This is a genomic window from Shewanella sp. FeAMO (assembly GCF_053653955.1).
Genome location: NZ_CM132201.1, coordinates 172,896 through 197,893 on the forward strand (window position 1 = coordinate 172,896; position 24,998 = coordinate 197,893).

Annotated in this window: 20 protein-coding genes; 9 read left to right on the plus strand and 11 right to left on the minus strand. The window is 51.7% G+C overall.

Annotation, left to right across the window (positions count from 1 at the left end; all coding sequences use genetic code 11):
• Window positions 1-82: 82 nt before the first annotated feature.
• Both ACWAU4_RS00785 and ACWAU4_RS00790 read left to right on the plus strand, forming a co-directional pair.
• Window positions 83-1,669, plus strand: coding sequence for a methyl-accepting chemotaxis protein (locus ACWAU4_RS00785; protein WP_025010616.1), 1,587 nt, complete (start codon window positions 83-85; stop codon window positions 1,667-1,669).
• 257 nt (window positions 1,670-1,926) lie between these two features.
• The gene (locus ACWAU4_RS00790; protein WP_025010617.1) at window positions 1,927-3,264 is read left to right on the plus strand and encodes a coproporphyrinogen III oxidase family protein; all 1,338 of its coding nucleotides are present in this window, start codon (window positions 1,927-1,929) and stop codon (window positions 3,262-3,264) included.
• Window positions 3,265-3,338: 74 nt separating this feature from the next.
• Here the strand turns inward: ACWAU4_RS00790 and ACWAU4_RS00795 are convergent, their stop codons facing one another.
• Together ACWAU4_RS00795 and ACWAU4_RS00800 are read right to left on the minus strand one after the other, a co-directional pair.
• Window positions 3,339-3,755, minus strand: coding sequence for a GFA family protein (locus ACWAU4_RS00795; RefSeq protein WP_208125369.1), 417 nt, complete (start codon window positions 3,753-3,755; stop codon window positions 3,339-3,341).
• Between the two features lie 32 nt (window positions 3,756-3,787).
• Entirely contained in the window at window positions 3,788-5,608 is a 1,821-nt protein-coding gene (locus tag ACWAU4_RS00800; protein ID WP_208125370.1) for a M14 family metallopeptidase, read from the minus strand.
• Between the two features lie 454 nt (window positions 5,609-6,062).
• Here ACWAU4_RS00800 and ACWAU4_RS00805 point away from each other — a divergent pair, with 454 nt between their 5' ends.
• Together ACWAU4_RS00805 and ACWAU4_RS00810 are read left to right on the plus strand one after the other, a co-directional pair.
• Window positions 6,063-7,367: an IS1380 family transposase gene (locus ACWAU4_RS00805; RefSeq protein ID WP_454290565.1), complete on the plus strand. Its 1,305-nt coding sequence runs from the start codon at window positions 6,063-6,065 to the stop codon at window positions 7,365-7,367.
• Window positions 7,368-7,719: 352 nt separating this feature from the next.
• Entirely contained in the window at window positions 7,720-9,372 is a 1,653-nt protein-coding gene (locus ACWAU4_RS00810; RefSeq protein WP_208125371.1) for an HAL/PAL/TAL family ammonia-lyase, read from the plus strand.
• Window positions 9,373-9,439: 67 nt separating this feature from the next.
• On the opposite strand, the gene ACWAU4_RS00815 is transcribed toward ACWAU4_RS00810, so the two are convergent.
• On the minus strand, window positions 9,440-10,135 hold the full coding sequence (locus ACWAU4_RS00815; protein WP_101060204.1) for a hypothetical protein: 696 nt from the start codon (window positions 10,133-10,135) through the stop codon (window positions 9,440-9,442).
• Window positions 10,136-10,478: 343 nt separating this feature from the next.
• Here ACWAU4_RS00815 and ACWAU4_RS00820 point away from each other — a divergent pair, with 343 nt between their 5' ends.
• From ACWAU4_RS00820 to urdA, 5 genes are all read left to right on the plus strand, one after another.
• Window positions 10,479-11,219 (plus strand): helix-turn-helix transcriptional regulator, encoded by a 741-nt coding sequence (locus ACWAU4_RS00820; RefSeq protein ID WP_025010620.1) that lies wholly within the window; start codon window positions 10,479-10,481, stop codon window positions 11,217-11,219.
• A 1-nt stretch (window position 11,220) separates the two neighbouring features.
• Window positions 11,221-11,883: a response regulator transcription factor gene (locus tag ACWAU4_RS00825; protein WP_144133209.1), complete on the plus strand. Its 663-nt coding sequence runs from the start codon at window positions 11,221-11,223 to the stop codon at window positions 11,881-11,883.
• 2 nt (window positions 11,884-11,885) lie between these two features.
• On the plus strand, window positions 11,886-13,109 hold the full coding sequence (locus ACWAU4_RS00830; protein ID WP_208125372.1) for a sensor histidine kinase: 1,224 nt from the start codon (window positions 11,886-11,888) through the stop codon (window positions 13,107-13,109).
• Between the two features lie 266 nt (window positions 13,110-13,375).
• On the plus strand, window positions 13,376-14,140 hold the full coding sequence (locus ACWAU4_RS00835) for an outer membrane protein OmpK (RefSeq protein WP_208125373.1): 765 nt from the start codon (window positions 13,376-13,378) through the stop codon (window positions 14,138-14,140).
• A gap of 42 nt (window positions 14,141-14,182) precedes the next feature.
• A complete protein-coding gene (gene urdA / locus ACWAU4_RS00840) occupies window positions 14,183-15,937 on the plus strand; it encodes a urocanate reductase (protein ID WP_025010623.1) in 1,755 nt (584 codons plus the stop codon).
• Window positions 15,938-15,999: 62 nt separating this feature from the next.
• On the opposite strand, the gene ACWAU4_RS00845 is transcribed toward urdA, so the two are convergent.
• The 8 genes from ACWAU4_RS00845 to ACWAU4_RS00880 are packed head-to-tail and all read right to left on the minus strand — an operon-like array spanning window position 16,000 to window position 24,996.
• A complete protein-coding gene (locus tag ACWAU4_RS00845; protein ID WP_144165319.1) occupies window positions 16,000-16,341 on the minus strand; it encodes a DUF5713 family protein in 342 nt (113 codons plus the stop codon).
• Between the two features lie 20 nt (window positions 16,342-16,361).
• Entirely contained in the window at window positions 16,362-18,101 is a 1,740-nt protein-coding gene (locus ACWAU4_RS00850) for a hypothetical protein (RefSeq protein WP_208125374.1), read from the minus strand.
• A gap of 36 nt (window positions 18,102-18,137) precedes the next feature.
• A complete protein-coding gene (locus ACWAU4_RS00855) occupies window positions 18,138-18,551 on the minus strand; it encodes a hypothetical protein (RefSeq protein ID WP_025010627.1) in 414 nt (137 codons plus the stop codon).
• Window positions 18,552-18,600: 49 nt separating this feature from the next.
• Window positions 18,601-22,635, minus strand: coding sequence for an IPT/TIG domain-containing protein (locus tag ACWAU4_RS00860; RefSeq protein WP_208125375.1), 4,035 nt, complete (start codon window positions 22,633-22,635; stop codon window positions 18,601-18,603).
• 24 nt (window positions 22,636-22,659) lie between these two features.
• Entirely contained in the window at window positions 22,660-23,340 is a 681-nt protein-coding gene (locus tag ACWAU4_RS00865) for a TadE family protein (protein ID WP_028780577.1), read from the minus strand.
• Window positions 23,337-23,804 carry a tetratricopeptide repeat protein gene (locus ACWAU4_RS00870; protein WP_025010629.1) on the minus strand — a complete coding sequence of 156 codons (468 nt, stop codon included), beginning with the start codon at window positions 23,802-23,804 and terminating at the stop codon, window positions 23,337-23,339. Before ACWAU4_RS00870 ends, ACWAU4_RS00865 begins: the two co-directional genes overlap by 4 nt.
• On the minus strand, window positions 23,789-24,136 hold the full coding sequence (locus ACWAU4_RS00875) for a DUF192 domain-containing protein (RefSeq protein ID WP_208125376.1): 348 nt from the start codon (window positions 24,134-24,136) through the stop codon (window positions 23,789-23,791). Before ACWAU4_RS00875 ends, ACWAU4_RS00870 begins: the two co-directional genes overlap by 16 nt.
• A 2-nt stretch (window positions 24,137-24,138) precedes the next feature.
• Window positions 24,139-24,996, minus strand: a complete 858-nt coding sequence (locus ACWAU4_RS00880; protein WP_454290413.1) for a type II secretion system F family protein — start codon at window positions 24,994-24,996, stop codon at window positions 24,139-24,141.
• Between the last annotated feature and the right edge of the window lie 2 nt (window positions 24,997-24,998).

Consider the following 24,998-nt stretch of genomic DNA (forward strand, 5'->3'; position numbering starts at 1 on the left):
TTATTTAATCACCAATATGTAAAATGGTTCTACAAACGTAACAAAGTTACGCGTCTTTTTCTTCATTCAATCAGATACCATCATGATCAACAATACCAGAACCAGTGTGTTATCCATGCTGCCGTCTTTGCTGTCCAGTGTGCTACTTATAGTGATCGGCATCTTTGCTTATCGTGCTTTTTTCCAACTCAATGACGTCAGCGAACGTCTGGTGAACAACAACAATCTGACCGAGACTTTCGCCGGGATCCGCGAAGAGTTCTATCAACTGCGACTGGCTTCCCTGGTGCACAACACTCAAGGGGTACGCCAGCATCAAGACAGAGTGCATGACCTGATAGCCCGCCTGAGTAAATTCGACACAGCCTTTATGAAGAATGGTGGTGCGCGAATCGCCGTTCTCAAACCCGGAATCGACAGATACACCCGTCTCTACTTCGATGAGCTGGCGCTGGCCGAGCGAACCGGCACAGAGCCGGTTCTCACTCCGGTAAGACGAGATCTGGGCCCTGAGGTGAGTGCCGAGATCAATCTGCTGGTGGCGCAGATAACCGAGCGTAACCAGGAATTGGGGCAGATGACGGTTTCCGAGGTGGATAATGCCGAAGCTATTCTGCTCGGTCTGATCCTGTTTGCCATAGTGGCTTCCTTGCTGATGGCACTCCTTATGAGCCGCCATCTGGTGGCCATTGTCAGCCGGATCCAACAATCTGTCGCCAAGCTGGCGGTCGGCGACCTGACCCACAAGATAGGGATCCAGGGCAAGAATGAACTCTGCACTCTGGCGGCCGATCTGGATCAGCTCAGCGACAGATTACAAGTCATGATCCGTGAAATCGCCCAAGCCTCGGAACATATGGCGCAGCAGGTCGGTGAGCTCAATGTGCAGTCTGAGTCCAACTCGGCGGCATTGCAGGCCCACGCCTTGGAAACCGACCAGGTTGTCACCGCGGTTGAAGAGATGAGCGCTACCGCTCAAGGGGTTGCCAACGATGCTGCCTCCGCCGCACAGTTGACCGATAAGGCCAGAGCTCAAGGGGATGAGTCCCGTCAGGCGGTCGAACAGGCTTCCAACAATGTGATGGCGCTGGTCAGCGAAGTCGACAGTGCCTCCCAGACCATTGCCGAGATGGATGAAAGCACCCGTAGAATTGCCGGTGTGCTGGATGTGATAGGTGAGATTGCCGAGCAAACCAACCTGCTGGCGCTGAATGCGGCCATCGAAGCGGCCCGAGCCGGTGAGCAGGGACGTGGCTTTGCCGTAGTGGCAGACGAAGTCAGGGCGTTGGCGGCACGCACCCAGGCCAGCACTTCAGAGATCAACAATATGTTGGAACAGCTGCGTCAGGGAGCAGATTCGGCGGTGAATGCCATGAATCGTACCCGCCAGAGCTGTCAGGCAACGGCCGATACCACGACTCTGGTGGCCGAAAGTTTGCAGGGGCTGACCGAGCATGTATTTGATATCAATGGCCTCAGTAGCCAGATAGCCACGGCTGCCGAAGAGCAGAGCTCGGTTTCTGAAGAGATTACCCGCAACCTCAGTGTCATTCGCGAAATGGTGGAAGAGCTGAATCAGAGTGGTAAGGCGACACTCGGCAGCACCGCGGCACTGGCCGCTGCCAAAGATCAGCTCTCCAGTGTGGTCAGACAGTTTAAGCTCAGCTGAAAATAAGGGGTCTGCGGACCCCTTTTTGCTGCCTGGTGTAGAGGCACCCCTCGAAAGGTTGATTTTTCATCCGTTAATGCTAAAACATGATCTGCTTAACAAAACGCCACTCTCGATACTGATAGGTATTGTTAACTTCTAGCCAGTTCACGTTTTGACTCCTGTGCAGGAGGTAGTCTACAAACAGCTGGCAGTACCTTGGAAATCACCTAACTGTTTGTGGTATCTAAGGATTAGCAAAACTAACAGGAAGCCTTATGTCATCAATTATCCAAACTCTCGATCGCCAACTGGTCACTCCATACCAAGCCAATATTACAGTACCCAACTGGATGCTGGGGGCCATGGAGCGGGTGATGCAGTACTATGTTGACAAGAACCTGAGGCTGGACACTATTTCTGCTGATGTGATGCCGGCTCCGGTAGAGGGCAAGAAATACATGCTCTATGCCCATGTGCCTTTCTGCCACACGCTTTGCTCTTACTGTACCTTCCACCGCTTCCTGTTCAAGGAAGACAAGGCCCGTGCCTATTTTGTGGCGCTGCGTAAAGAGATGGATATGGTCAAGCAGTTGGGCTATGACTTCGAGTCCATGTACATAGGCGGCGGCACTACGACCGTGCTGGAAGATGAACTGGCGCGAACCATCGAGTATGCCAAGACCCTGTTCCCTTCCATCAAGGAAGTCTCCTGTGAATCGGATCCCCAACACTTGGACAGCCCCGGCTTTAAACAGCTCAAGGGATTGGTTGACCGCATGTCCATCGGGGTGCAGAGCTTTAATGATGACATCCTCAAGATGACAGACAGGTTGGAAAAGTTCGGCACCGGCCAGCAAACATTCGACAAGATCATGGCTGCCAAAGAGCTGTTTCCTATTATCAATGTCGATTTGATCTTCGGTTTCCGCGGTCAGACAGACGAAGTGATCCAGCATGACTTGGATATGGCTTCCAGACTGGATCCACGCCAAATCACCACTTATCCCCTGATGATCACCCACCAGACCCGCAAGAGCGTCAAAGGGAAACTGGCTGCGCCTCAGGCCGATATGGCCAACCAGTACCGGATGATCCTCAATACCCTCAATGGCCAGTACAACCAGTTGTCGGCCTGGGCCTTTGGTAAGGCCAACGATGAGGGCTTTGACGAGTACGTTATCGACTACGACGAATATCTGGGTGTGGGTTCAGGCTCATTCAGTTTCCTCAACGATACCCTGCATGTGAATACTTTCTCGCTGCGCAAGTATCAGGAGCGGATCGCCAGCGGCAAGATGGGTGTTGAGCAACAAAAGCAGTACAGCAAGAAAGATGTAATGCAGTATCGTTTCCTGCTGGGGATGTTCTCCGGTCGTCTGTCGCGCAAGTATTTCCGCGACACCTTCGGCGTTAATCTGGACACAGCCCTGTTCAAAGAGATGAGCTCGATGAAGCTGATTGGCGCCATCAAGAATGATCCCAGCAACCCGGATGAGCTGATCATTACAGACAACGGCAAGATGATGGGTCTGCTGATGATGAAAGAGTTTTATGCCGGTATGGATAATGTCCGGGCGCAGCTGCGTAAGCCGCTGAAGCCTTGTGATATGTAATCTTTGGTTCAATGAATGATAAAAATCCGCCACAGGGCGGATTTTTTATTGCGCAATAACGCTTCTGCCGTCGGCTAGTCGCCTTGACTGCGATTACCGGGATAACGGGGGTAGTCGTCGCTAATCTCCAGCCAGGCGGGTTTGTCGGCGCAGTAGATATGATATCTGGGTGCCACCCTGTCTGGGTCATCCAAAGAAGCAATACTCAAGCTGATAAATTCGGGATGGTCGAGACTGCGATAACTCAGGCTGGTGCCACAGTTTGGGCAAAAGCCGCGGCGGATCTTGGCCGAAGAGGCGTATTCCCGCACGGCTTCACCCTGCCAAGTGAGTTGCTCCAGTTTGAAGTCCATCCAACTGCCCACTACAGCCCCTGTGCTCTTACGGCATTGACTGCAGTAACAGTGGTCGGCATCGAACGGTTCACCCTCGAGGCGATAACGTATGGCGCCGCATAGGCAGCCTCCCTGTAACTCATTCTGTTGCTTCATCGCTCTACTCCTGGATAGCTTATTGTCAGGGCCTATCTGGCGCGATAAACGGGATAAGCCTGGTAAGCCTTGTCATAGTAAGGGCTGCGCTCGTAGAACCAACGTAACCTGGCCTTGGCATCGGCGGCAAAGGCCGGGTCTTTGAGCGCCTGGTCAAATTCGGCCTGGAGCGCTTTGGAGTTGGCCAGCATCTGTTGTGCCAAAGGTTCAACCGCGTAGTCCTCAATATACTCGGTGCGGGTGAATATGGTGTTGAACAGGCCCCACTGCAGCAATGAGTCGGGCGATTGCGGCTCCAGCAGTATCATCGCCAGATCGCCAAGCGGCTGCTCAGTGCTTATTTTGACGGTACCGGTGGGCAAGGTGAGTTCAACCTTTTCCAGTTTGGCTTTGGCACTGACTCTCTGGCGGCCTTCATAGTCACTGGCGGCAAACTGGGGTTCGCTGAGGCGATACTGTTGCAGCTTCAGTGTTTGAGGTTGCTCCAGGCGGCTCATACGAATGCCGTGCAGCGATAGCTTGGCAATCGCCTCCTGCCACTGGGGCGGAATATAGTAAGCGGCCGGGCGGCTGACACGGATATCCGCCTCTGTGTTGCCTATTACCGGCAGGTTGGGATAAAGCTTGGGCTCGCCGGTCCAGCGCACCACTTGTTTGCCCGAAATAGGGCTCTGTTCCAGTTGATAGTCTATGCCTTTGAAATCCCAGCCCTGCTCCTGCTTTTGTGACTTCCAGGTCAGGGTCACCAGCCGTGGATAGCGGTACTTGTCTTTCTCTATCGCTGCGCGCAGCTTGGTCGCTTTGGCCCCCACAGTCTTGAGGGTTTGCTCCAGCATCACATAAGTGCCCAGTACCCGTTGCCGAAACGGCTTGAGGCTGTGGTTTTCAATCAATATGGTCGGCAGGTGTCTGGCATCGCCGTAACCGTTGGAGTAGCGGGCCGAGGCATTCCACAGTGACATGCCCTTGCTCAAATCGGTATTGTCCAAGGCGAAGACCAGAGGCCCCGGGATATGACCTGCCTGGGTCAGCGCCTGTTCTATCGCCGGGCGATATTCCTGCTGCAGCCAATTGTAGCCGGCGGGGCTCAGCCCCTGAGACAGGTTGTAACCAAAGGTCACATCATATTGGTAGTCGATACCGTCGGTGACATGCACATCGATATACAGCTGCGGCTGCCAGTCGTTGATGGCGGTCAGCATGTGTTGCATCTCCATGCTGTCGGCCTTGGCGTAGTCACGATTGAGGTTGATGTTTTGGCTGGTGGTTCGCCAGCCCATGTTCAGTGGGCCACGTTGATTAACCCGGTTGCTTTGGCTGGAGCGTTCGTGCGCATCGACACTGAAAATCGGCACAAACAGCAGGTTGACCTGTTCCAACAGCTCGGCCTTGTCGCCGACTATGATATCCCGCAATAACATCATGCCGGCATCTTTGCCGTCAATTTCACCCGAGTGGATCCCGGCTTGCACCAGAACATTGGGCTTGTGGTTACGTCTCAGCTGTGCCGGGGTGGCAGCACCTTCGGCGCTGGCCACTATCATCCAGATATCCCGCCCCTGGGGGCTCTTGCCCAGGCTCACCTTGTTAAGCTTGTTGCTTTGGGTCATCAGCCTATCCAGCCAGGCAAAGGTCTGCTGATAGCTTGGGCTTTCAATACCGCCGGATTGCTCAAAAGGCGTGGCCCAGCCGTCGTCGGCTGCACGCATTAAGGCCTCGCTGGCACCACTCCAGGGTTTGAGCGGCGGCAAAATGGCATCATTGATATAGGTGTTGGCTTGGGTGGCTGGTTCGGCAAGAGCGGCGCCGGGTAACGTCGCGACAGCGAGCCAGAGCAGGGACAGCATGCGCATGAAAGGCTCCGGATACAGGATAATTGTTATTGTTGAAGCGCTCTATCTTTCACCAATTTGCCGAGCCCTGCAAGTCACCCGGAGTGACTCTCCCTTTCTGTTGTGGTTATAGCAATGAAAGCAAACTGCACCTCCCTAAATTTTGTTTTGTCAAAGTAATGTCAAAAAACGGCACTCAAGGGCAGTAATTTACATATTTGCAATCCAGTCTGAATAAATACCCAATCTCGCTTTTTAAGTTATTTTCTGTGTTGTAATTTCCTAACTGAGTTAACTAAAAAAGAATTTTATATTTATACCAGTGTTTATTAGCGGCTGGATAAATAACTTATATAACCTGATTCCGTGACTTCAAATCCCGCCAATTCCCCCGAAAGCCTATAACTACGGAGCCTGCGGCGGTAGAATGGGCGTTGTTTTGCATTCACCCAGGCAGTGACTTTTTACCATGGCTATGCGCACCTTCCAGCTCGAACAGTCCAACACCGAGATTATCACACCGCATGGCGGTCTGGCGCTGGTTGGGCACAGCCTGAACAGGATGACCTCCCTGGCCAAAACTTCCCGTTCCATCGTCAAGCGTCACGGCATCGCCAACATTGATCTCATCCGCACCTATCTGGGGCTGATCTGCCTTGGTAAGAGCGACTTCGAAGCGGTCGAGCACGCACGCCATGATCCCTTTTTCAAAGCGGCCATGGGGATCAAGCAGTCACCCTCATCGGCCCGGTTGCGGCAGCGTTTTGACGAGGATGCCCGTGCGCTGATCCCGTTGCTGGATGAGGCCAGCGTCGAATTTCTGTGTAACGCTTCGGTGTCCATCGGCAGCCTCGCCACCGGTCATGTACCTCTGGATATAGACGTCTTCCCCATGGACAACAGCAACAGTAAAAAAGAGGGCGTGGCCTATACCTACAAGGGGCATGACGGTTACGCTCCCATCGCGGCCTACCTGGGCACGGATGGCTGGTGCCTGGGTTGTGAGCTGCGACCGGGGAACCAGCACGCCAACAATGAGTTTATCCACACCCTCGACCGCGTGCTGCCGCGGGCCCGTCGCATGACCGATGCGCCGCTGCTGGTGCGTCTCGACAGCGCCCATGATGCCGCCGAGAACCGCGCGTACTTCCGATCGCACGGCGTCGATTATCTGATCAAGTGGAACCCCCGCAAGCAGGATGGACTGGACTGGGTCGACAAGGCCAATGCGGCCGGATCACTCTGGTGCTACACCCGACCGGGAAAAATGGAAACGCTGGTGAGTGAGCCGCTGGATGGCACCGCCGACCGCCTGATCGTCAAGGTCACCGTGCGCCATAGCGATGCCAAGGGGCAACTGTTTCTGGAACCCGAGATCAGTCTGGAAGGCTGGACCACCTCACTCAAGCCCGAGGTCGCGGACAATGCGACGGTGATCGACCTCTACCGCGATCATGCCACCTGCGAGCAGTTCCACAGCGAATTCAAGAGCGATTTGGATCTTGAGCGCCTGCCTTCTGGCAAGTTCGACACCAATGATCTGGTGATGGCCTTTGCAGTGCTGGGCTACAACATCCTGCGCTGGATGGGGCAGCGGGCACTGCTGGGACCGGATGCACCGGTGCGCCATAAGGCCAAACGCCGCCGCATCAAAACCGTGATGCAGGAACTGATCTACATGGCCTGTCGCCTGGTCAGCAGCGGCCGCCGACTGACCCTGCGCTTTGGCCGACACTGCCCGGGTTTCAAGGCGTTTGGTAGCGTGTACGGATCGGTCTGACCGCACCCGCCGAGAAACCCGCCGAGAAAACGCCGCGGAGCCAAGAGGCTCAGGGGGTACTATGGTCTTGGGGATAAAAATGATCAAAAAACAACCAGCGATCAGGCTGGTCAAGAGCAAAAATCGCGGCGACAGACCCGCAGTAGCCGTCAGAATACAGATGAGATCATATTATTAAAGAGCGTTCGCCGATTTGGGTGCGGCTGCGCGGTGTTGGCGGATTAATTCACGGATTCAGGATATAAGTAAAGTAGTGCTTTAATGTGGCAGCCATTTAAATTATCAATAGTGCTTTTGGCGTTCACATTAATAAGTTCTGATTAAGTCGTTTTATTCTTGGAGAACAGTGTTGATGAGAGGCTTATCCAATATATTGATAGTTTCGGCAGTGGCTTTACCCCTGGGGTGCGCTTCTGCGGCAGAGGTGATTACCCTGGATGGTCAGTCACTCAAGATAGAGCAGCTACTGCAGCTGAAAGATAAACAAGTGCAGGTGGCTCTCAGCAAAGAAGCGCAAAAGACAATTCATGCAAGCCATGAACTCCTGATAGATTCTGCCCGTAAAGGCACTCCCGTATACGGGCTCACCGTTGGGGTGGGCAAGAACAAGGATACCCCGGTATTTGGTAAAGACGGTTCTTTGAGTGCCGAAGCCCGCAAACTGTCGGAAGATTTTAACCGCAATATGCTGTTTACCCACTCGGCGGCCAGTGGCCAACCCATAGCGCCGGAAACCGTGAAAATGGCGATGACGATTCGCCTGAATCAGATAGCCACGGGCCATGTGGGTGTGCAGCCGGACGTGGCCCGCATCTACCAGGAGTTTATCAACGAAGACATTATTCCCGTGGTGCCGGAAGATGGCTCTGTGGGGTTGAGTGACATCCTGTTGGCCTCACACATAGGCGCCGCCATGATGGGCGAGTGGGATGTGTTCTACAAAGGTCAGCGGATGTCTGCCGCCAAGGCGATGAAGCAAGCCGGGATCAAGCCGATGGTGCCCTTTGGCAAGGACTCACTCTCGATTCTGTCCAACAACGCCCTGGCAACGGCACAGGTGGTCAACGCCATTGGTGATGCCCGCCAGATCATTCAATTCTCTCCCAGACTCATTGCCGCGGCCCTTGAAGGGATCAACGGCAATATCAGCCCTCTGCTGCCTCATACCCTGGCGGCCAGACCTATGCCGAATGTCGAGAAGGTAGGTCAAGAGATTTTGGCCAATCTGGAGGGGGGATATCTATTCCAGCGTGACGAGAAGCGGCCGTTGCAGGATGCGCTATCTTATCGCGGTGCTCACTGGCCTGTGGCCCATGCCATGTCGCAGCTGCAGCAGTTGGAAACCTTGGTGAATATTCAGATTAACAGCTCTGATGATAATCCTACGGTTTACATCAATGCCAAACCCGGACGTTACGCCGATGCCCCTCAAGTGGCACAGTATTTTACCCAAGGGACGGTATCGGGGGCGATTAACTCCTCGGCCAACTTCGATACCATCCAATTGGCGTCCCAAACCGAGGCCTTTATCAATGCCATGGCGCAGTTGGGCAAATACTCCAGTAATCGCCAGATCAAGTTGATTGACCCTTACTTCACGGGTTTGCCAAGAGCCTTGGTCGACCCTGATGATGCCAATGGCCAGGCCTTTTATACCCTGCAGAATGGCTTCACCGCCCTGTTTGTCGAGATAGCCCATGCGGCCAATCCCGTGTCCTTCTATGGTATAGCCAACCAAGGCGGTATCGAGGATAACTTCAGCAACTACTTCCAGGCCGGCAAGAATCTCAGCAAGGTGGTGGATGGCGTGGCACGCATCTATGGCTTTGAGCTGATGCAGGTGGCCCAGGCGATGGATCTGCAGAAGAAAGTGAACCACAGGCAGTTGTCACCCCAGAATGAGCAACTGTTAAAGGCGCTGCGCAAACAGGTGGCTTACTACGACAAGGACAGGTTGTTTACCCCGGATGTCGAGGCCTCGACTCAGTTCCTGATGAAGTTCTAAGGAAACCAAGCCCCGGTAGGATTAACCACCGGGGCTCTTTGTTTAGGGAATCGGGAATAGCCTTTGCTCACTGGGTTTTCGAGCCACATTCGCGGCTTGGACACACCGTCTCGGCGGAAATGCTCCAGGCTCCGGAGAAGTCATTGTAGATAAATCTCTGCTCTGAACCGCGGGCGCTGAAGTGCACCACGAACGGAGTGAATTGGGGCACACCTGCCTGCGCCGCCAGTTGAGTAATGGCCAACTGGGCTATAGGTGAGTCTGGCTCTCCCAATTCAGCCAGCTGTTCTGTACTGAGTTCCAGATGTCTGGGGCTGTCACTGAGTGAGGCGTTTTGAACTACCTTGGCAATGGGGATCTCATGCAGCCTGGCATTCAGCCGTGAATAGGCAGCATATTGCGCAACCCTCTGTTGCAGCGCCGCTTCGCTCACCCCCAGGCTCTTGGCCATATTGGCTCTACGCGCCTGAACCAGCTCCCTGAGTTCGCTTCGTTGCTGACTGGAAAGAGCCGAGAAGGCCATTCCGGCCCCCAGAGTTTGGCTGTAAGTGGTTGAAGACAGTATCGGCTCGCCCAGTGTCTTGTCACCGGCCATCAGCCGGTTCAGTTCGGCGGAGAAGTGAAGGTAGGCTTGCGGATCTTGAAAGCCAAAATATTCCGCATGGGCTTCAATGCGTTGCAGCGTACCCGAGACAGGTTCTGCGATTGCGGTAGATGAAGTATAACCTGCTGAAAAGCATGCTAATAATATCCATTTGTTCATCTTGTATATCCTTATACTTTACTGAGTACGAATATAATTAACAGCCTTGGCTTTCAGGGTCAACGGTTTCATTGTTCGGAAATTCAACAGCAAACAGACAGGGGTTCAGTGAGCTCGAGGCCACTATCGCTGCCATTGGCGGCAGGCATGCGCTATAAACAGCGGCTCGAAGCTGGCCTTATCAGCATAGTGGAGGTGACGTGAAAATAACGTCAAAAACTCCGTAGTTTTTACATGGGGTTACATTTTTGCAGCCTATTCTAAATATCTGTTTCAACTGTCTTTGTTCAATTCGTAGCCTGAGTTATGTTGGCTTTGATTCTTATTCTTGAGGAGTAATCGCATGAGTACAGTATTGAATCAGGCTGCACTCACGGAAGCACAGAGCAGTTTCAGACAAGTACTGCAAACCGTCGGCCCGCTGATCGCCAGGCTGGGGTTCCAGGGGTTCTGGTTTCAGGGGCTGCCAAGCAATGCCAGGGAGTATTTGGAACACCCGGAAAATCAAGGCTTGTTCGCCCCTGTGTGGCTGCGAAGGCCAATAGCCTCACTGGCTTCCTCCGGTAGGATAGCGACCCTGCAACAGTACTATCTGGAACATTTTGCCCGCAGCGACAGTAACTTTGCCGAGTCTTTAAGCGCAGATAAAGCCTGGCGGTATCGCTGGCAAGAGCACGACCCGGTAAAAACTCTGTTTGCCAAACATGGTTACGACACTGTTCTGAGCTTTCCTGTCCCCAGCTATGCCAACCCGACCTGGTTTGGTCGTTTCATATTGCTGGCATCGGGCCGTCCCGAGCCGGATCCGGAACGGGTACAGCAGACCTTGATCTTGGTGCAAAGTCTGCTGTTTGAACATGACAGGCAGAGGTTCAACCCCTTTCTGCAGAGCCGGATCTTCAAGGCCAATGCCAGAAAAGTGCTGCGAATGGCCGCAACCGGACTACAAAATCATGAGATCTCTGATCGACTGCACATTAGTGTTCGTGGGGTTGAATACCATATGGAGTCAATGCGCAAGAAACTGGGTGCCAGCAACAGGGCAAATCTGATCCATCTGGCCCATCAATTTGAGTTGATCTGACATGTTAATTCTGCTGGTCGAAGATAATCGTCTGTTGGCAAACAATATTATTCAGTACCTGGCGATAAAAGGCATTGAATGTGACTATGCCGAAACCCTGGCTCAGGCCAATGAACTGCTGAGACAGCAGCATTTCGATGTGGTGGTGCTGGATCTTAACTTGCCCGACGGGGACGGTGTTCGAGCATGCCAGGGCTGGAAGGCCCAGTGTATGGCCACGCCGGTGATCATGCTGACCGCCCGCAGCGGTTTGGATGACAGGTTGAGCGGCTTCGATGCCGGCGCCGATGATTATCTGATCAAACCCTTCGCCATGGAGGAGCTGGTGGCCCGCCTAAGAGTCGTGGCTCAGCGCCGTCCGGCACCACCAAGATTACAACTGGGTGAGCTGGAGATGGACTTTGGCAAACACGAGGCCTATCGCCAAGGGCAGTTGTTGTCCCTGAGCCGCACCGGCTGGCAGATACTGGCCTTGCTGGCTCGCCGCAGCCCGGAAACCGTGGAGCGGGAAGAGATAGAGCGTATGCTCTGGCCCGACTGCCCACCTGACAGCGACAGCCTGCGCAGCCATCTGCATCTGTTGCGGCGGGTGGTGGATAAGCCGTTCGACAGTCAACTGATCCACACCATTCGCGGGGTAGGACTCTGCCTGAGGAGTGACTGAAGATGATGCCCAAGTTCAGCCTCAAGCGCAGCTATCAAATTTACGGGCTTATTTTTCTGGCGGTCACTCTGGCCATCAATAGCATCATCCCCCTTTGCATGATGTGCACCGGCATGTTTTCCATGCATGAGATCACTCTGCGTAACGCAGGGCAGGCGGCTGAAGCGGTGTTCCTTCAGGGCAGCACAGAGCTGGATACCGACAACATCAGTGTGTTTGCCGACTGGCAGCGGGTACCGGATAAGATCAAAGCTATCAATGACTTTCAGCCTCCCACTGCAGAAACGGGTATTCGTTATCAGCATCTTGATGGCCCCTATATCGATGCCCTGAGTGTGCATTACACGGCTTCAGGCCAGCCGCTGTATCTATGGCTACATTATGATGCCACCCATGATCTTGTTTTTGCGCCCAAGAACATGACCGCCATTTTATTGCTGATAGTGATGACCTTCGGGGTGGTGGCCAGCCTGGCGTTTCATATGCAAAAGCAAGTGATCACCCCGGTGCACAAAATCAGTCAGGCGATCAAACAGCACGACTGGCAAAGCATGAATGGCTTCAGTTTTCCCAAACAAGGCTATGCCGAGCTGCAATCGATAGTGGATGCGCTCAATACTTCGCTGCAGCAGCTACAAAAGGCCCAGCAGCGGGAACTCAACTTCCTGCGTTTTGCCAGCCACGAGCTGCGCACTCCTGTGGCTATCTGCCAGTCATCCTTTGAGCTGCTCACCTTGCAAAAGGGCAAGTTGACCGGGCCAGTACTGGCTGCCAGCCAGGCGACGGCGCAGATGAAGTCCATCATAGAAACCCTGTTGTGGCTCACCAACAAGAGCAGCACTCGGCTGGAAAAACAGCGCTTGGCTCCGGCCGAGTTGTTGCGGCAGCTGGCAACTGAGCAGGAGCACGCCCAAGGCAAGCAGGGGGTTATTCAATTGGATTGTGACGATACCCAACTACTGGTGCTGAAAGAGCCTCTGTGCATCATGCTCAATAATCTGCTGCGCAATGCGCTCGAGCATGGCACCGGCGAAGTCAAGGTGGAGCAGCGGGGCAAGTGCATCCGAGTCAGCAACTCAAGCTTACAGGATGGCATGGGAGGTTTTGGTCTGGGGCTGATGTTGGTCAAGCGACTGGCGAAACAGCTGGGTTGGCAGTTCAAGGAATATCGGCCACCGCAGATGTTTATTGCCGAGATAGAAATTACAGATTATAGGAATGTGTGAGCTTAGGCTTATATTTATAGATTGGCTATTAATATTTTAAAAAGAGATAGCTTGGTCTGTCTCTTTTTAATTTGTTTGACGGAATTTTCACTTAACTTGTGGTCTCCTGTTATCTACTTCCTTAAACCACAGAGTTTATTTTTTTAAGGATTGTAATCGACCAAGATCACAGCTGCTATTGGTGGCAATTAATTATTATTTTCTCGTCCAATTCATGTGTTTAAAGTTTTCAATTACTTGGCATTGTATTTGTCTGAGGAAATATTATGAGCTCAAAATGGTTGTTGAGTGGGGTGGCACTGGCTATGGCATTTTCTGCCAATGTGCAGGCCGATGTAACCAAAACAAGTCTGGATCTTGGTTATAAGTTTTATACCAGTGATACCAAGGATGATAACCCTGGCGTCTTTAACCAACCCTTTCTCAAGCTGAATCATTTGGGTTTGGCCGATTGGGGCAGTTATTTCGCCAATATCAAGCTGGAAAACCCGGGTGAAGTCGCGGAAAACCAGAAGAATGAAGATGGTAAAACCACTTTAAAATCATTGGCAATCATAGAGTATAAGCTGGGTGAAAGCGGTTTTAACTTTTGGGCCCAGAACTTTATCTCTGCCAGTGAGACTCTGGTCGAAGACAACCTGTATCTGGGGGTTACGCACAACAGTAAGTTTGGCGATTTGGCGCTGAACTACGGGGTTGGTTTCAACTATACCTTTGGTCATTTCTCACCAACAGATGAGAACTTCAATGACATTTCAGGTTATGCCCTGGTGCTCAATGCCAAATACCCGCTGAGTTTTGCCGGATTGAAGCACAACTTGTCCGTCAACTACGAAGCGCAGATAGACAGGGATGAAGACCACCAAAAGCTGTTCAGTTACGACAGCTATGGGCACCAGATCATTCTGGGTTGGCAGACCCAATTTACCGATGCCTTCTACGGCAAGTTGCACCTGACTCAGTACGACAGTTGGGGTGCACAGTACAACGACGGTATCGAATATGGGTTGGCTTTTGGATACCAGTTTTAACAATGGAGCCAGGCTCCCTTTTTTAATCGACAGGAACTGAATATGCAGTTGAACAAATCCGTTTTGGGCGTGGCCGTATCCACTGCCGTGGTGATTACCGGCTGTCAGGTGACCCATGAGATCATCAAGAGTCAGGGGACTGCCCAGGGCAAGCATGGTGAGATCCAGGTAGAAACCAGCATTCAGGATGGCCGTATTGTGGCTATCGATGTGCTGAAACAGAAAGAAAACCCTGTGTTGGCCGCCGCCGCATTCAAAGATGTGAAACAGGCCATCATAGACAACAACTCTGTAGATGTTGACGGGGTTTCCGGTGCGACCGTGACTTCCAATGCCCTCAAAAAAGCCGTGGCTGCCAGTGTTGAAGCCGCAGGTGTGACTCTGGTGGCCGCCACGGCCACCGCCAAGCATGGTGAAGCCCTGACTCCGGCCGAATACACCTATGATGTGGTTGTGATAGGTTCTGGTGGTGCCGGTTTCAGTGCCGGTCTGGAGGCCATGGAAGCCGGTGCTTCTGCCGTCATTATCGAAAAGATGCCTATCATAGGTGGTAACTCGCTGATCTCCGGCGCCGAGATGAACGTAGCCGGTAGCTGGGTACAGAAGAGCATGGGAATTACTGACTCCAAAGAGCTGTTTATCCAGGACACACTCAAAGGGGGCGACTTCAAGGGTGATCCTGAGATGGTCAAGGTGATGGTAGACAATGCCGTCGATGCCGCCGAATGGCTGCGTGACTATGTCAAGGTTGAGTACTATCCCAACCAGCTGTTCCAGTTTGGTGGTCACAGCGTCAAGCGCGCCCTGATCCCCAAAGGCCACACGGGTGCCGAAGTGATTGGCAAATTTGCCAAGAAGGCCGAAGAAGTCGGTCTGCCTATTCACACCAACACTACCGCCGAGCGTCTGCTGATGGACAACAATGGTCGGGTCGTCGGTGTTGAAGCGACCAAAAACGGCAAGAAGATCACTTATCATGCCAAGCGCGGTGTTGTTGTCGCTACCGGTGGTTTCTCTGCCAACGTGGCCATGCGTAAGCAATACAACCCAGAGCTGGATGAGCGTTACGGTACTACGGGTATTGCAGGTGGCACAGGTGACGGTATTGTCATGGGTGAGAAGATCCACGCCGACACCCGCAACCTGGGCTATATCCAAACCTATCCGATCTGTAACCCAGAGACTGGCGCCATTGCCCTGATCGCCGACTCCCGTTTCTTCGGTGCGATTCTGGTCAACCAAAACGGTGAGCGATTTGTGGAAGAGCTGGAACGTCGCGATGTGATCTCCCATGCGATTCTGGAACAACCCGGTCGTTACACCTATGTGCTGTGGAACAAGGACATCGACGATGTGGCCGGTACCATTGGTATGCACCAAGGTGAATACAAAGACTTCACCAGCCGTGGTCTGATGTATGAAGTGAACAGCATTGAAGAAGCCGCCAAGGTGTTCAACATTCCGCTGGAAAACCTCAAGAAGACCATCAAAGATGTGAACCACTATGCGAAAACCGGTAAGGATGAAGCCTTCAATCACAGAGCCGGGCTGGTGGACTTGAGCAAGGGCCCATACTGGATCCTGAAAGCTACGCCATCGGTACACCACACCATGGGTGGTTTGGTAACAGATACCAAGACCCACGTACTGAATGAACAAGGCAAGGTGATCCCAGGTCTGTTTGCCGCCGGTGAAGTGACAGGTTTGACTCACGGTACCAACCGCCTGGGTGGCAACGCCTATACAGACATCATTGTCTTTGGCCGTATCGCCGGTCAGCAGGCTGCCGCCAACTAAGCCTTCGAGCTACTCATAATCTCCCCTGAAAACAAAAACGGCCCGCAAGGGCCGTTTTTTTATCACCAATCTCTGGGGGAGATGGCTTGTTCGATATCCAGACTGTCGAAGCCATAAGCACGGCTGATGATGTAAAACTCATCGGCGATGCAATCCCGGGCGACTGTCTCCAGTTCACTGCCGTTGGCTTCAAACTCATCTTGCAGCTCATTGATGGCCAGCGTAGCGGCGTGAGTCAGTTGCAGCAAGGCGCCTTCATCCTCGGGCTTAAGGGCTTCTATCTCGCTGCACAGTTGCAGCAATACGCCTTTGAGTTTATCGACCAGAAAATCCGGAAAATAGCCGTCCAGATACATAGGTGCCAACAATTGCCGCTGCTGGATGACGGGGTTGGTAACAGACATTAGTCTTCCTCATTACTTGCTCAATTGGCCTGCGCCAGTTGTTTCAGATGTTGATACAGGGAATCGCTGAAGCTTTGCTCGTAGGTAAGTCGCAATTGCTGCCTGCCGGTATCGAAATCAAAGGCGCGGTAAATATTCACTTCAATGAGTTGGTCACCTTGGATCAGATATTGGCTGGGCAGAACCTTGTCGGCCAGCTCTGGATTGTCCAGCAGCTCTGTGATCTGCAACAAAGGCGCACCACTCGGGCTTTGGATTAGCTGCCACTCGTAGCTTTCAGGGGTATCGCCAAAGTTCAGCGTGAAACGCTGCTCGCCATCCAGGGTAATTTCATCCTCTGTTGCTATAGGCCAGAAGAGGGTAATCAGCGCCCTGGAGTCGAGATCTTCGGCGTTGGCAACCGGCATCTCCCAGGAAACAAACTCTTCATTCCGGCACATTACATCGGCTTGCTGCGCCGTCCAGATGCGGTAAACCTGCCCAGGCCATTCTAGCTTGGCCAACTGCAGCGCGGCCGGGGTCGCTGCCAGCAAGGTTTGCCAGTCTTCGGCGCCGGCCTGGTACTTGTCCACCTGCATAGTGATTGGTACCTGAGTACCATCATAGAAGGTATGTAGTTGATTGCCTTCGATAACCGGCGCGCTTGGGCTATAGCCCTGATCCTTGCGATCGGCATTTATCCAGCGCTCCATTTGAGTATTCCAGCACTCGTTGGCGACCTCATCTCCCAGAGTGACATCCTGGGCCAGAACCTTGCCTTGGTTGACACTTCCGGTCAGAAACTTGGAGGGGTCGCCATATTGCAGGGTGAACACCTCCGATCCGCCAGTCAGCCCCAGATCAAGCAGATGAGCTTGCTCATCATCTTCCATCAAGCCATTGAGTACTATCACCCAATCATTGTCGTTCATGGTTTTGTCATCAAGAGGTTCCAGGTAACCCAGGGCAACCATGGCGTTGTTTACCTTGTTACGCACCTCTTGGGGATCTGTGGCCAGGAATGTCTCCGCTGTTTGACCACTGGCGGCGATCAACTGTCGCAGCTCATTCAGGGTCATGGCGAGGGTCTGCTCGGCCGCCAGAATGGCCTCATGATTGCCTTCACCGAGTAGCTTTTCTATCTGAGCTTCAGTCAAAGCGTGAATGTGCTGCAGTAACCAAAATGCCTCGGCAAAGGCCGGCGCAGCTGTGACTTCGGCAGCAAGCTGGTAAGGGTTCTCGCTCTCCGGGGCGAACAGCTGGGAATATAGCTGCCTGAGTTCCTGAAGCAGGTTATCACGCTGGGCGTCACCAATGCCCGCTTGCAACATCTGCTGTAAACGACTGAATTCCAAATGGGTCACTAGGTTGATGGCACCCGTATGCTGGTTCAGGGCAAAGAGTACCAGGCTGCCGTCATCAGCAGTCTGGGCAGCGACACCCTGCTTGTTGTGTTGCTGTTTGGCTGAGGTATTGTCACTGGCCTGCGGTAACCAGCTGGCCAGCAGATAATAGTCGGGCGTTGGGTCATCGCTGCGCCAATCGAGCTGATACTTGCCATCGTTGTCGGTAGTTGTTGTGGGCTCATCAGCATCGCAAGACAGGTTACGATTGAGATCGGCGCAGACATCGGCCCCCGGCACAGCACCCAAATAACTAACCTGGCCCTGAACACTAATATCAGTCGTAACAGGTGGTTGATTGTCATCTGAATCGGAGCCGCCACAGGCAGAGAGCAGCGTAGCACTGAGTGCTACCGACAGGAGGGAAAGTTTACGCATATTGATTCATCCTTGAGTTAAGTTCGTCAAAACGGGTTAAGGCAACTTGGAAAGAAACCAGCCTTTATCGGTTTGGAGAAATTTGCAGCTGACAGAAGAACGGTAGTTTTCTCCTTCTATCAGTAGCTTAACCCGCGCTTCCTGAAGCGCACCTTTCTGTTGCTTGCTTTTGCTGGGTTCGCTGTAACTCACATCTTGGGGCGTAATGGTGCCGAGAGTCTTATCTTGATACCAACGCTTGTGTGAACGGGCCAGTATTTGGGCCGCATGCTCTTGTTCCTTGGCACTCGCTTCGTAGGGCATTAGTGCCACAAAGGCTTGTACATCCTGGTTTTTGATGATTTCAAAACTATCCAAGCACTGTTGAGTCAGCTTCTCATTTGGTTTGGCCGCCACTGGCAGCGTGAAAAGGGTTACTCCAAGTGAAAGATATGCAAATGGAATTTTCATTGTTCAACTCCTTGAAACAGGGAAGAGCCTTACGGCTCTTCCCTTGATTTTATTCCTGCTGCAGATTGCGCAACGGCTGATATTGACTACGAGCCTTCTGTTGGGGAGTTCCGACTTCGACCTGGAATTGTTTGACGCTATCTTTCAATAGGTCACGGCCTTCCAATTCATCCCCCGAGACAGAGAGAACATCGCCTTCAAACTGGATGTAATAGGTGCCTATCTCATCTTCAGCCCGGATCCCTACCAGTTTTACTGTGTGGGTGCCTGAGGTAAGCGGTATTGATAAGGGGCCAACCTGGCGTTGCGGGCTACTGCCATCGGTCAGTACTTTATCATCGACAACCAGTTTAAAGATATCGTCGTTGAAGTTGCCGTTATCACCGAAAGTGATTTCCAGTAGATGGGGGACTTCAAACTTGAGTCCATTGCTGAGCTCGTTATCTACTTCCACAGTGACATTACCCGAGACAACATTATTGGGGACTTTCACCGTTAGTTTCCCTGGCTCGACCTTGTTGATAAAGGCAACGATACGTTCACCATTCTTACCGGCGAATGTGACTCTATTATTTGCTTTGGTTTGGCTGAATCCCAAGCCTTCGATGACGACTAAGTCACCGGGTTGGCCGCTACTTGCTTTCAAACGTATGATCTCAAGGCCATCACCAATCTTGATTTTTACAGGTGACTCAGCGCGCTGCCCTCTGTGCTCAACAGCAACGGCGATAGGACCGACAGCGTTTTTCAACATAGAGCCTGGAACGCTTATTTTCAGCAGAGTGCCATCCTCGGAGACAGATTCATATTCACGCTCTTCATAAGCATTGTTGCCCTCATCTTTCAGTTCGGTTAAGGGTTCTTCATCAAACCAATACCAACGTTCGTTAATGCCAAACCCTGTGCCGATGATAGACAACGGCTTGTCTATAGGCTCGGCTTTCATAATGGCAGGGTCTATGTCGACAATTTGCATCCCCCAAGTGAGGGTAAAGTCAGACTTCACCGGTACGCCGACCATATCTGTAATGGTCTTGAGCTGGTCGATCAGTATGTCTGCGACCTGGGCGCCAGTTTTTATCGCTTCCATTTGGCCAATAAAAGGAGCCCATTTGCGTAACGCGGCTCCGGCAGCCAAGGCTGCCAGGTCTTCGGGCTTTACTCCCATACTTTGCAGCACTGCTGTAGTGATGGGGCCCAATTTGCCTCTATTGGCAGGATCGTAAAAGACTTCTATTTCATTTTTATAGAATTCTATCGCAAGCTGTTCCAGGAAGTTGGCAAGGTCGGTTCCAGTAACATTGTCATCCTTATAAAGTTTTTCAGTTTCCTCTATCAGCTTGGGTGAGTACTGGATCACTAACTTGGTGATGACCACGGGGTCGAATCCTGCCGGTTCATAACCTACCCCGATTAAAATAAGGTCAAAAAACTTAAGCAAGATACCGTCTATGACGGTGCGAATTGCCAAGTATTGGCGAGCTTTGAGGTTGGCCTCATCATAGGCAGACTGATTACGAAAGCTAAATGGTGAAGGCCCCAAAGGAGTATCTACACCCGGAGCGAGAACTTGGTAAAGGCAATCTTGATAGGGACAAACATTGTAGTACTGATCTTTGGACCAAAACTCCAGACCAAAGTATGTTCCAGATTGCGGTCCTATTATATTGCCATCCCAAGCTGATTGAGCGTGCTTGCGCAGCGGACTATCCAGCTTGGACTCATCATACTGTCCATTTTCACCCAGAGGGATAATCATGGTACTCAAATAAAGCCGGGTACGATTTTGCAGCTCTGAGCAGCCATCGTATTGGAGTTTGTTTTTCTGTTCTTGGGTGATCTCGCTGTTATTGGGACAGCTTGGATCCGACGGTAGCCAATTATCGAGGAAGTTAGTGGCCGCAAGACTATAGTCAAAGTAAGCCGTACCATAATTGGTGATGTTTGGTTTAATGCTTCCGGTTGCTGAAGCCCGCTTGACCATGGCCATAGCCATTGGAGAAGCATTGAATGACTGGGCTTTGGCTGTGTTGCTAACCTGGTTCTGACTATAACGCTGATATATCTTGTTGCTGTTGCTTATTAGCAACAGGTTTGTTGCTTGAGATAATTGCTCCAGTGCCATTGGAGAACTTTGCAGCATGCCAGCGAAGTGTTCCTGCAGTTCTATGAACTCAGGATAAGTCACTATGGTGTCGCGAAAATTAACCAACGAAGCTTGTGGGATCTTGTCAATGCCAATAAAGTCCAGCACGTACTTAAAAGTCGTACTGTTTATATCCAATGTCAGTTGTTGTTCGCCTGGTAACAAGTAACTGTTTAGATAAACATATCCCTGACTATTATCTGCAGTAGGAACAAAGGCTGTGACAGGAGTCAGCCGATTCTTAAAGACTTTAATGTTTGCCCGACCGTTGTAATCCAGTGTCGTTGTGGTATTCAGCAGTGTTTCTACACGTACACCTAAGGGATCAACACCGCCTACAGAGGTGAGGGTAACTTCTGCTTCTTTGAGTACATAGTATTGTACTTGGTTGCTCTGTCCCTGAGCGTTATTGATTTGCAGCGTACCGTCGACAAGTCCTGTTGGGACGTTCACTCTCGCAGAATGGGCTGTATTTGAAATGACCTCTAAAGGTATTCCATTGGCTGTCACTGTGATATTGCCATTTAGGCTGTCACCATAGAGAGTCACCTGGGCGTTTTCGTCAAGCATCACTGCGCCGGCTGTGCTGATAACCGGGGTGCCTGCAGGCTGAAGTTTCAAAGCTCTCGCATTGGTGCGCAGAGTACCATCAGAGACAAAAACTTCACTGGCACCTTTGGGCAGTACTGTAGTGATAAGACCTGAGGCTTGAGTTAAAGGTAAGTTGATTGGAGGTAAACCTTCCCGGGTGATAACCAAAAAGTGTTGACCGGCAGATAAGGGAGAATCCAATTCTACGTTCAGTGTATCGCCTTCGCGGAAAAACCTGACTTTGGTATCGTTATGGACTGTATAGGCCTGCCCCAGGATAGCTACGGAGCTGATACTGACGGCGGTCAGCCTGTCCTGATCATTGATATCCAGGACGCCATCATTGTCATCGTCCAAGTCCAGAAAATCAGGGACTCCATCAAGATCTCTGTCCAAAGGGTGCTTGGGATTGTCGCCGGCCTCAATGGCATCAGCGATGCCATTGCCATCGGAATCCAAATCGAGGAAGTTCCCCTGGCCATCGCCGTCTGCATCGGCGCCACCCTCAAATCCATCACTCAGGCCATCACCATCACTATCTGTGTCATACCAGTTGGGAATACCATCGCCATCTGGATCAAAGTCATCGGCTGCTAAACCGTACAGGTACTCCAGAGTATCGGGTATACCATCTTGGTCTGAGTCATCACTCTCTGGATCCATGCCCAGTGCCAGTTCTTGCTGATCATAAACTCCATCACTGTCACGATCAGCAAAAATACGGGCGCTGTAGCTGAAGCTCGGACGGCCATCAAAGTTAATATCGTTGACGCCAATGTGATAAAGGCCATCTTTGAGAATTTCAACGCTGATAGCGACTTTCTTGAGCACAGGATCTATTTCCAACTCACCAAAGTTGAGTGCATTACCCTGAGCATCAGAAAAGTAGATATTGGGTTTGAAATCCGGATCCTCATAGCTGAGCATCAAGGTATAGAATTGACCGGCTTCTCCTTCAAAGGAAAACAGATCGCCATTGTCTGATTTTTGAGAAATGGCTCCTCGCACCGTAAATGGGGGAGCCATTCCTGCCTGGGTTGCGATTGAGGGGTTATCGTTGGGTTCTTGCTCAATAATTTGAGGAAATTGATGTTTTGTTGGATCAAAAGGGTAATCATCCCTCTCATCCAGAATACCGTCATTGTCCTCATCACGTATTTCCCAGCTACCTTCATGGCTGGGTGGGTCAACCGGGTCTGGGTCAGTTGGATCCGTCGGGTCGGTTGGATCTGTTGGGTCAGTTGGAACTTCCTGACCCGGGCCTTCATCTGGCTCTAGCTCACCATTACAACCACCGGTCAGCATTATCCCGGCTATCAGCAGAGCCAGGTAAGTTTTTTTGGACATGATTTACTTCCCTATAAGTGTTGGTTACATCCTGAAAGGAGTTTGCATACGCATAAGGCCATCAGAGACCATAGCAAGATAAATATCCCCGGTAGCTCGGCTGAGCAGATTGCACTCCAGTTGCTCCTTGCTGGGCATGTATAGTGGCGAACTGACAATCTCTCTGAGTACATAGTTGGCAAAGGGAACGATTAACTTTTGGCACCAGCGAACTTCTATTTGTAGAAGATTCGCATCCTGGATGTTCAGTTGTCGGTTATTCCCAAGGTTTTGTAACGCCGGATTACGGTACATAAGGTTATTGTTGGGGATTTCATAGAGGCTCTTGCCCTGGTAGGTGGACCTTACTTTAAAGCGATCGAAGACCTTCTTATCCGGGCTGAGAATGGTTATCTTGGCTTGGGTTGTCACCGCAATCCTGGCTTTGGCTAACGCTCCCAAGGTACCTGTCAGGCTGGGATCCTGATTGTAAAGGGGCATCATACCTTCGCTCAGCCCTTTACGTATGGCACTCAAACTACCGTGATTGAGGGCTCCTGAGCGCACGGCTTTGACGGTTGCAGCATCCAAGGTGCTCTTGGCGGAATAGATAAATCCCCATTGAACTAGCAACATCATGGCAACCAATACCAGTGGCATCAGAAAGGGCAGAGCGAGGTTAAACTCCATCATCGCTTGGCCTGTTTGCGATGTTAACCGTTTCATCTCGCGGCCTGCTCCGGGCTGGGTTCACGTTGCAGTTCGTAGATGGCTTGGAGCAACGCTTTTATTTGCCTATGAACCACAGAACTAGTGTCACCATGCTGTTGGGCTATTTCCAATACCTGAGCAGATTGTTTCAAGCGTACCAGGCTCATGTTATACCAAGCTTTTTGATTGTCTGGCTCAAGCTCAATGCAACGTTGATAGGCCGCTATGGCAGCATCTTGACGTCCGGTTCGGGTATAGATGTTGCCCAGACGAAACCAACCGGGAGCGTAATTGGGAACAGATCTCAACACTTCGAGGTACAGACTTTCGGCCTGATCCATCATCGCCAGCTTGTAGGCATGTTCAGCTCTGGCTTGTATCTCCATGATAGCCTGGTTGCCCTGGTGCTGTGTTTGAGAAGCGCACCCTTGCATAATCAACATCAGGGTGCACATAAGCGTGATTAGGAACTTTTCCATCTGAGTGTTTCTCCTTCATGGATTTGGGCCTTGGCTGCTGTTCCATTTACCAGCTCAAGTGTGTGATGGGCGCCATGGCAAAAACTGCTGCGCCAGGGTTTGAGTTCGGAAACCACTTTGAGGACTGTGTGCTGGGCATCCAGATACACTATGTCCAGCGGATAACGCATTCCTATAGTGTGTACCGAGCTGCAGGGGCTGATTAACATTCCCTGAGAAGGTGTTAATTTTGGCCTTCCCAGTAACCCTCTTAGACGCAGCCAGGGATTGTTGGCCAGAAATACTTGCTCCAATTCATAGCCTGAGGCTGTAATAAGTGTCTTGGTTTCCATCTTCATAGCTCGTACATAAACTTCATAACTATCGGGAAGAGAAGAATCATGAAGGTGACAGGGAAGATGAACACTATGAGTGGGAAGACCAACTTTACTGGAGCCTCCAGGGCCTTCTTTTCGGCACGTTGGAAACGTTCTACTCGGCGCTGGTCTGCTTGAATTCTAAGTGTTTTACCCAGGCTTGCTCCGGTTCTTTCTGCTTGAGCCAAGGCACTTACCAAGCTGTTGATTTCGGTTATTTGTACCCGTTCGGCCATATTCCTAAAAGACTGAGCTCTGGACATCCCGGCGCGCATATCGCGGATAACCTTTTCAATTTTTAAAGGCCCTTCTGGACCGCGCTCAACCGCTTGGGTTAGCGCACCAGTCATATTCAAACCGGCTTCGATGGACATGGTCAGATAGTCCAGATACACAGGCAGCACTTTAACAATGTCTAGCTGACGCTTCTTACGCAGATCGTTCAGTGTCATCACGGGGAGGAAATAACCAACAATGGCAGCAAAGAGCAGGTAGCGGCTGTTGACCTCTCCCAGCATCGCGGTTGCTGCCAGCATCAGTCCCACTGCAAATAGCGTGCTGAGGATCCTGATGGCGAAGTATTGCTCGGCGCTCATGATGTATGACAGGCCGGATATCTGTAGTTTCTTGGAAACCCGTTCCAGATAGTCGACACTGAGCTTCTCACTGATGTAGAAAGCCAATACTTGCACCAGTGGCCAAATTATTTTTAACCCAGGTGAAAGCGGATCCATGAACTCCCTGTTATCGGGAGGAACCCGGCGATAAATCCTTGTGCAACTGATAATGGTGAAGCCCAAAGCACAGGCGTAGCAGAGGATGATCAGATTAACCATGA

What these genes read in the sequence shown, in the direction of transcription:
- ACWAU4_RS00825 (WP_144133209.1), top strand. Translation starts at nt 11,221, where the DNA reads ATGTTAATTCTGCTGGTCGAAGATAATCGTCTGTTGGCAAACAATATT.
- urdA (WP_025010623.1), top strand. Translation starts at nt 14,183, where the DNA reads ATGCAGTTGAACAAATCCGTTTTGGGCGTGGCCGTATCCACTGCCGTG.
- ACWAU4_RS00870 (WP_025010629.1), bottom strand. Translation starts at nt 23,804, where the DNA reads ATGGAAAAGTTCCTAATCACGCTTATGTGCACCCTGATGTTGATTATG.
- ACWAU4_RS00805 (WP_454290565.1), top strand. Translation starts at nt 6,063, where the DNA reads ATGCGCACCTTCCAGCTCGAACAGTCCAACACCGAGATTATCACACCG.
- ACWAU4_RS00795 (WP_208125369.1), bottom strand. Translation starts at nt 3,755, where the DNA reads ATGAAGCAACAGAATGAGTTACAGGGAGGCTGCCTATGCGGCGCCATA.
- ACWAU4_RS00875 (WP_208125376.1), bottom strand. Translation starts at nt 24,136, where the DNA reads ATGGAAACCAAGACACTTATTACAGCCTCAGGCTATGAATTGGAGCAA.
- ACWAU4_RS00835 (WP_208125373.1), top strand. Translation starts at nt 13,376, where the DNA reads ATGAGCTCAAAATGGTTGTTGAGTGGGGTGGCACTGGCTATGGCATTT.
- ACWAU4_RS00815 (WP_101060204.1), bottom strand. Translation starts at nt 10,135, where the DNA reads ATGAACAAATGGATATTATTAGCATGCTTTTCAGCAGGTTATACTTCA.
- ACWAU4_RS00865 (WP_028780577.1), bottom strand. Translation starts at nt 23,340, where the DNA reads ATGAAACGGTTAACATCGCAAACAGGCCAAGCGATGATGGAGTTTAAC.
- ACWAU4_RS00880 (WP_454290413.1), bottom strand. Translation starts at nt 24,996, where the DNA reads ATGGTTAATCTGATCATCCTCTGCTACGCCTGTGCTTTGGGCTTCACC.
- ACWAU4_RS00860 (WP_208125375.1), bottom strand. Translation starts at nt 22,635, where the DNA reads ATGTCCAAAAAAACTTACCTGGCTCTGCTGATAGCCGGGATAATGCTG.
- ACWAU4_RS00790 (WP_025010617.1), top strand. Translation starts at nt 1,927, where the DNA reads ATGTCATCAATTATCCAAACTCTCGATCGCCAACTGGTCACTCCATAC.
- ACWAU4_RS00830 (WP_208125372.1), top strand. Translation starts at nt 11,886, where the DNA reads ATGATGCCCAAGTTCAGCCTCAAGCGCAGCTATCAAATTTACGGGCTT.
- ACWAU4_RS00855 (WP_025010627.1), bottom strand. Translation starts at nt 18,551, where the DNA reads ATGAAAATTCCATTTGCATATCTTTCACTTGGAGTAACCCTTTTCACG.
- ACWAU4_RS00845 (WP_144165319.1), bottom strand. Translation starts at nt 16,341, where the DNA reads ATGTCTGTTACCAACCCCGTCATCCAGCAGCGGCAATTGTTGGCACCT.
- ACWAU4_RS00800 (WP_208125370.1), bottom strand. Translation starts at nt 5,608, where the DNA reads ATGCGCATGCTGTCCCTGCTCTGGCTCGCTGTCGCGACGTTACCCGGC.
- ACWAU4_RS00850 (WP_208125374.1), bottom strand. Translation starts at nt 18,101, where the DNA reads ATGCGTAAACTTTCCCTCCTGTCGGTAGCACTCAGTGCTACGCTGCTC.
- ACWAU4_RS00785 (WP_025010616.1), top strand. Translation starts at nt 83, where the DNA reads ATGATCAACAATACCAGAACCAGTGTGTTATCCATGCTGCCGTCTTTG.
- ACWAU4_RS00820 (WP_025010620.1), top strand. Translation starts at nt 10,479, where the DNA reads ATGAGTACAGTATTGAATCAGGCTGCACTCACGGAAGCACAGAGCAGT.
- ACWAU4_RS00810 (WP_208125371.1), top strand. Translation starts at nt 7,720, where the DNA reads ATGAGAGGCTTATCCAATATATTGATAGTTTCGGCAGTGGCTTTACCC.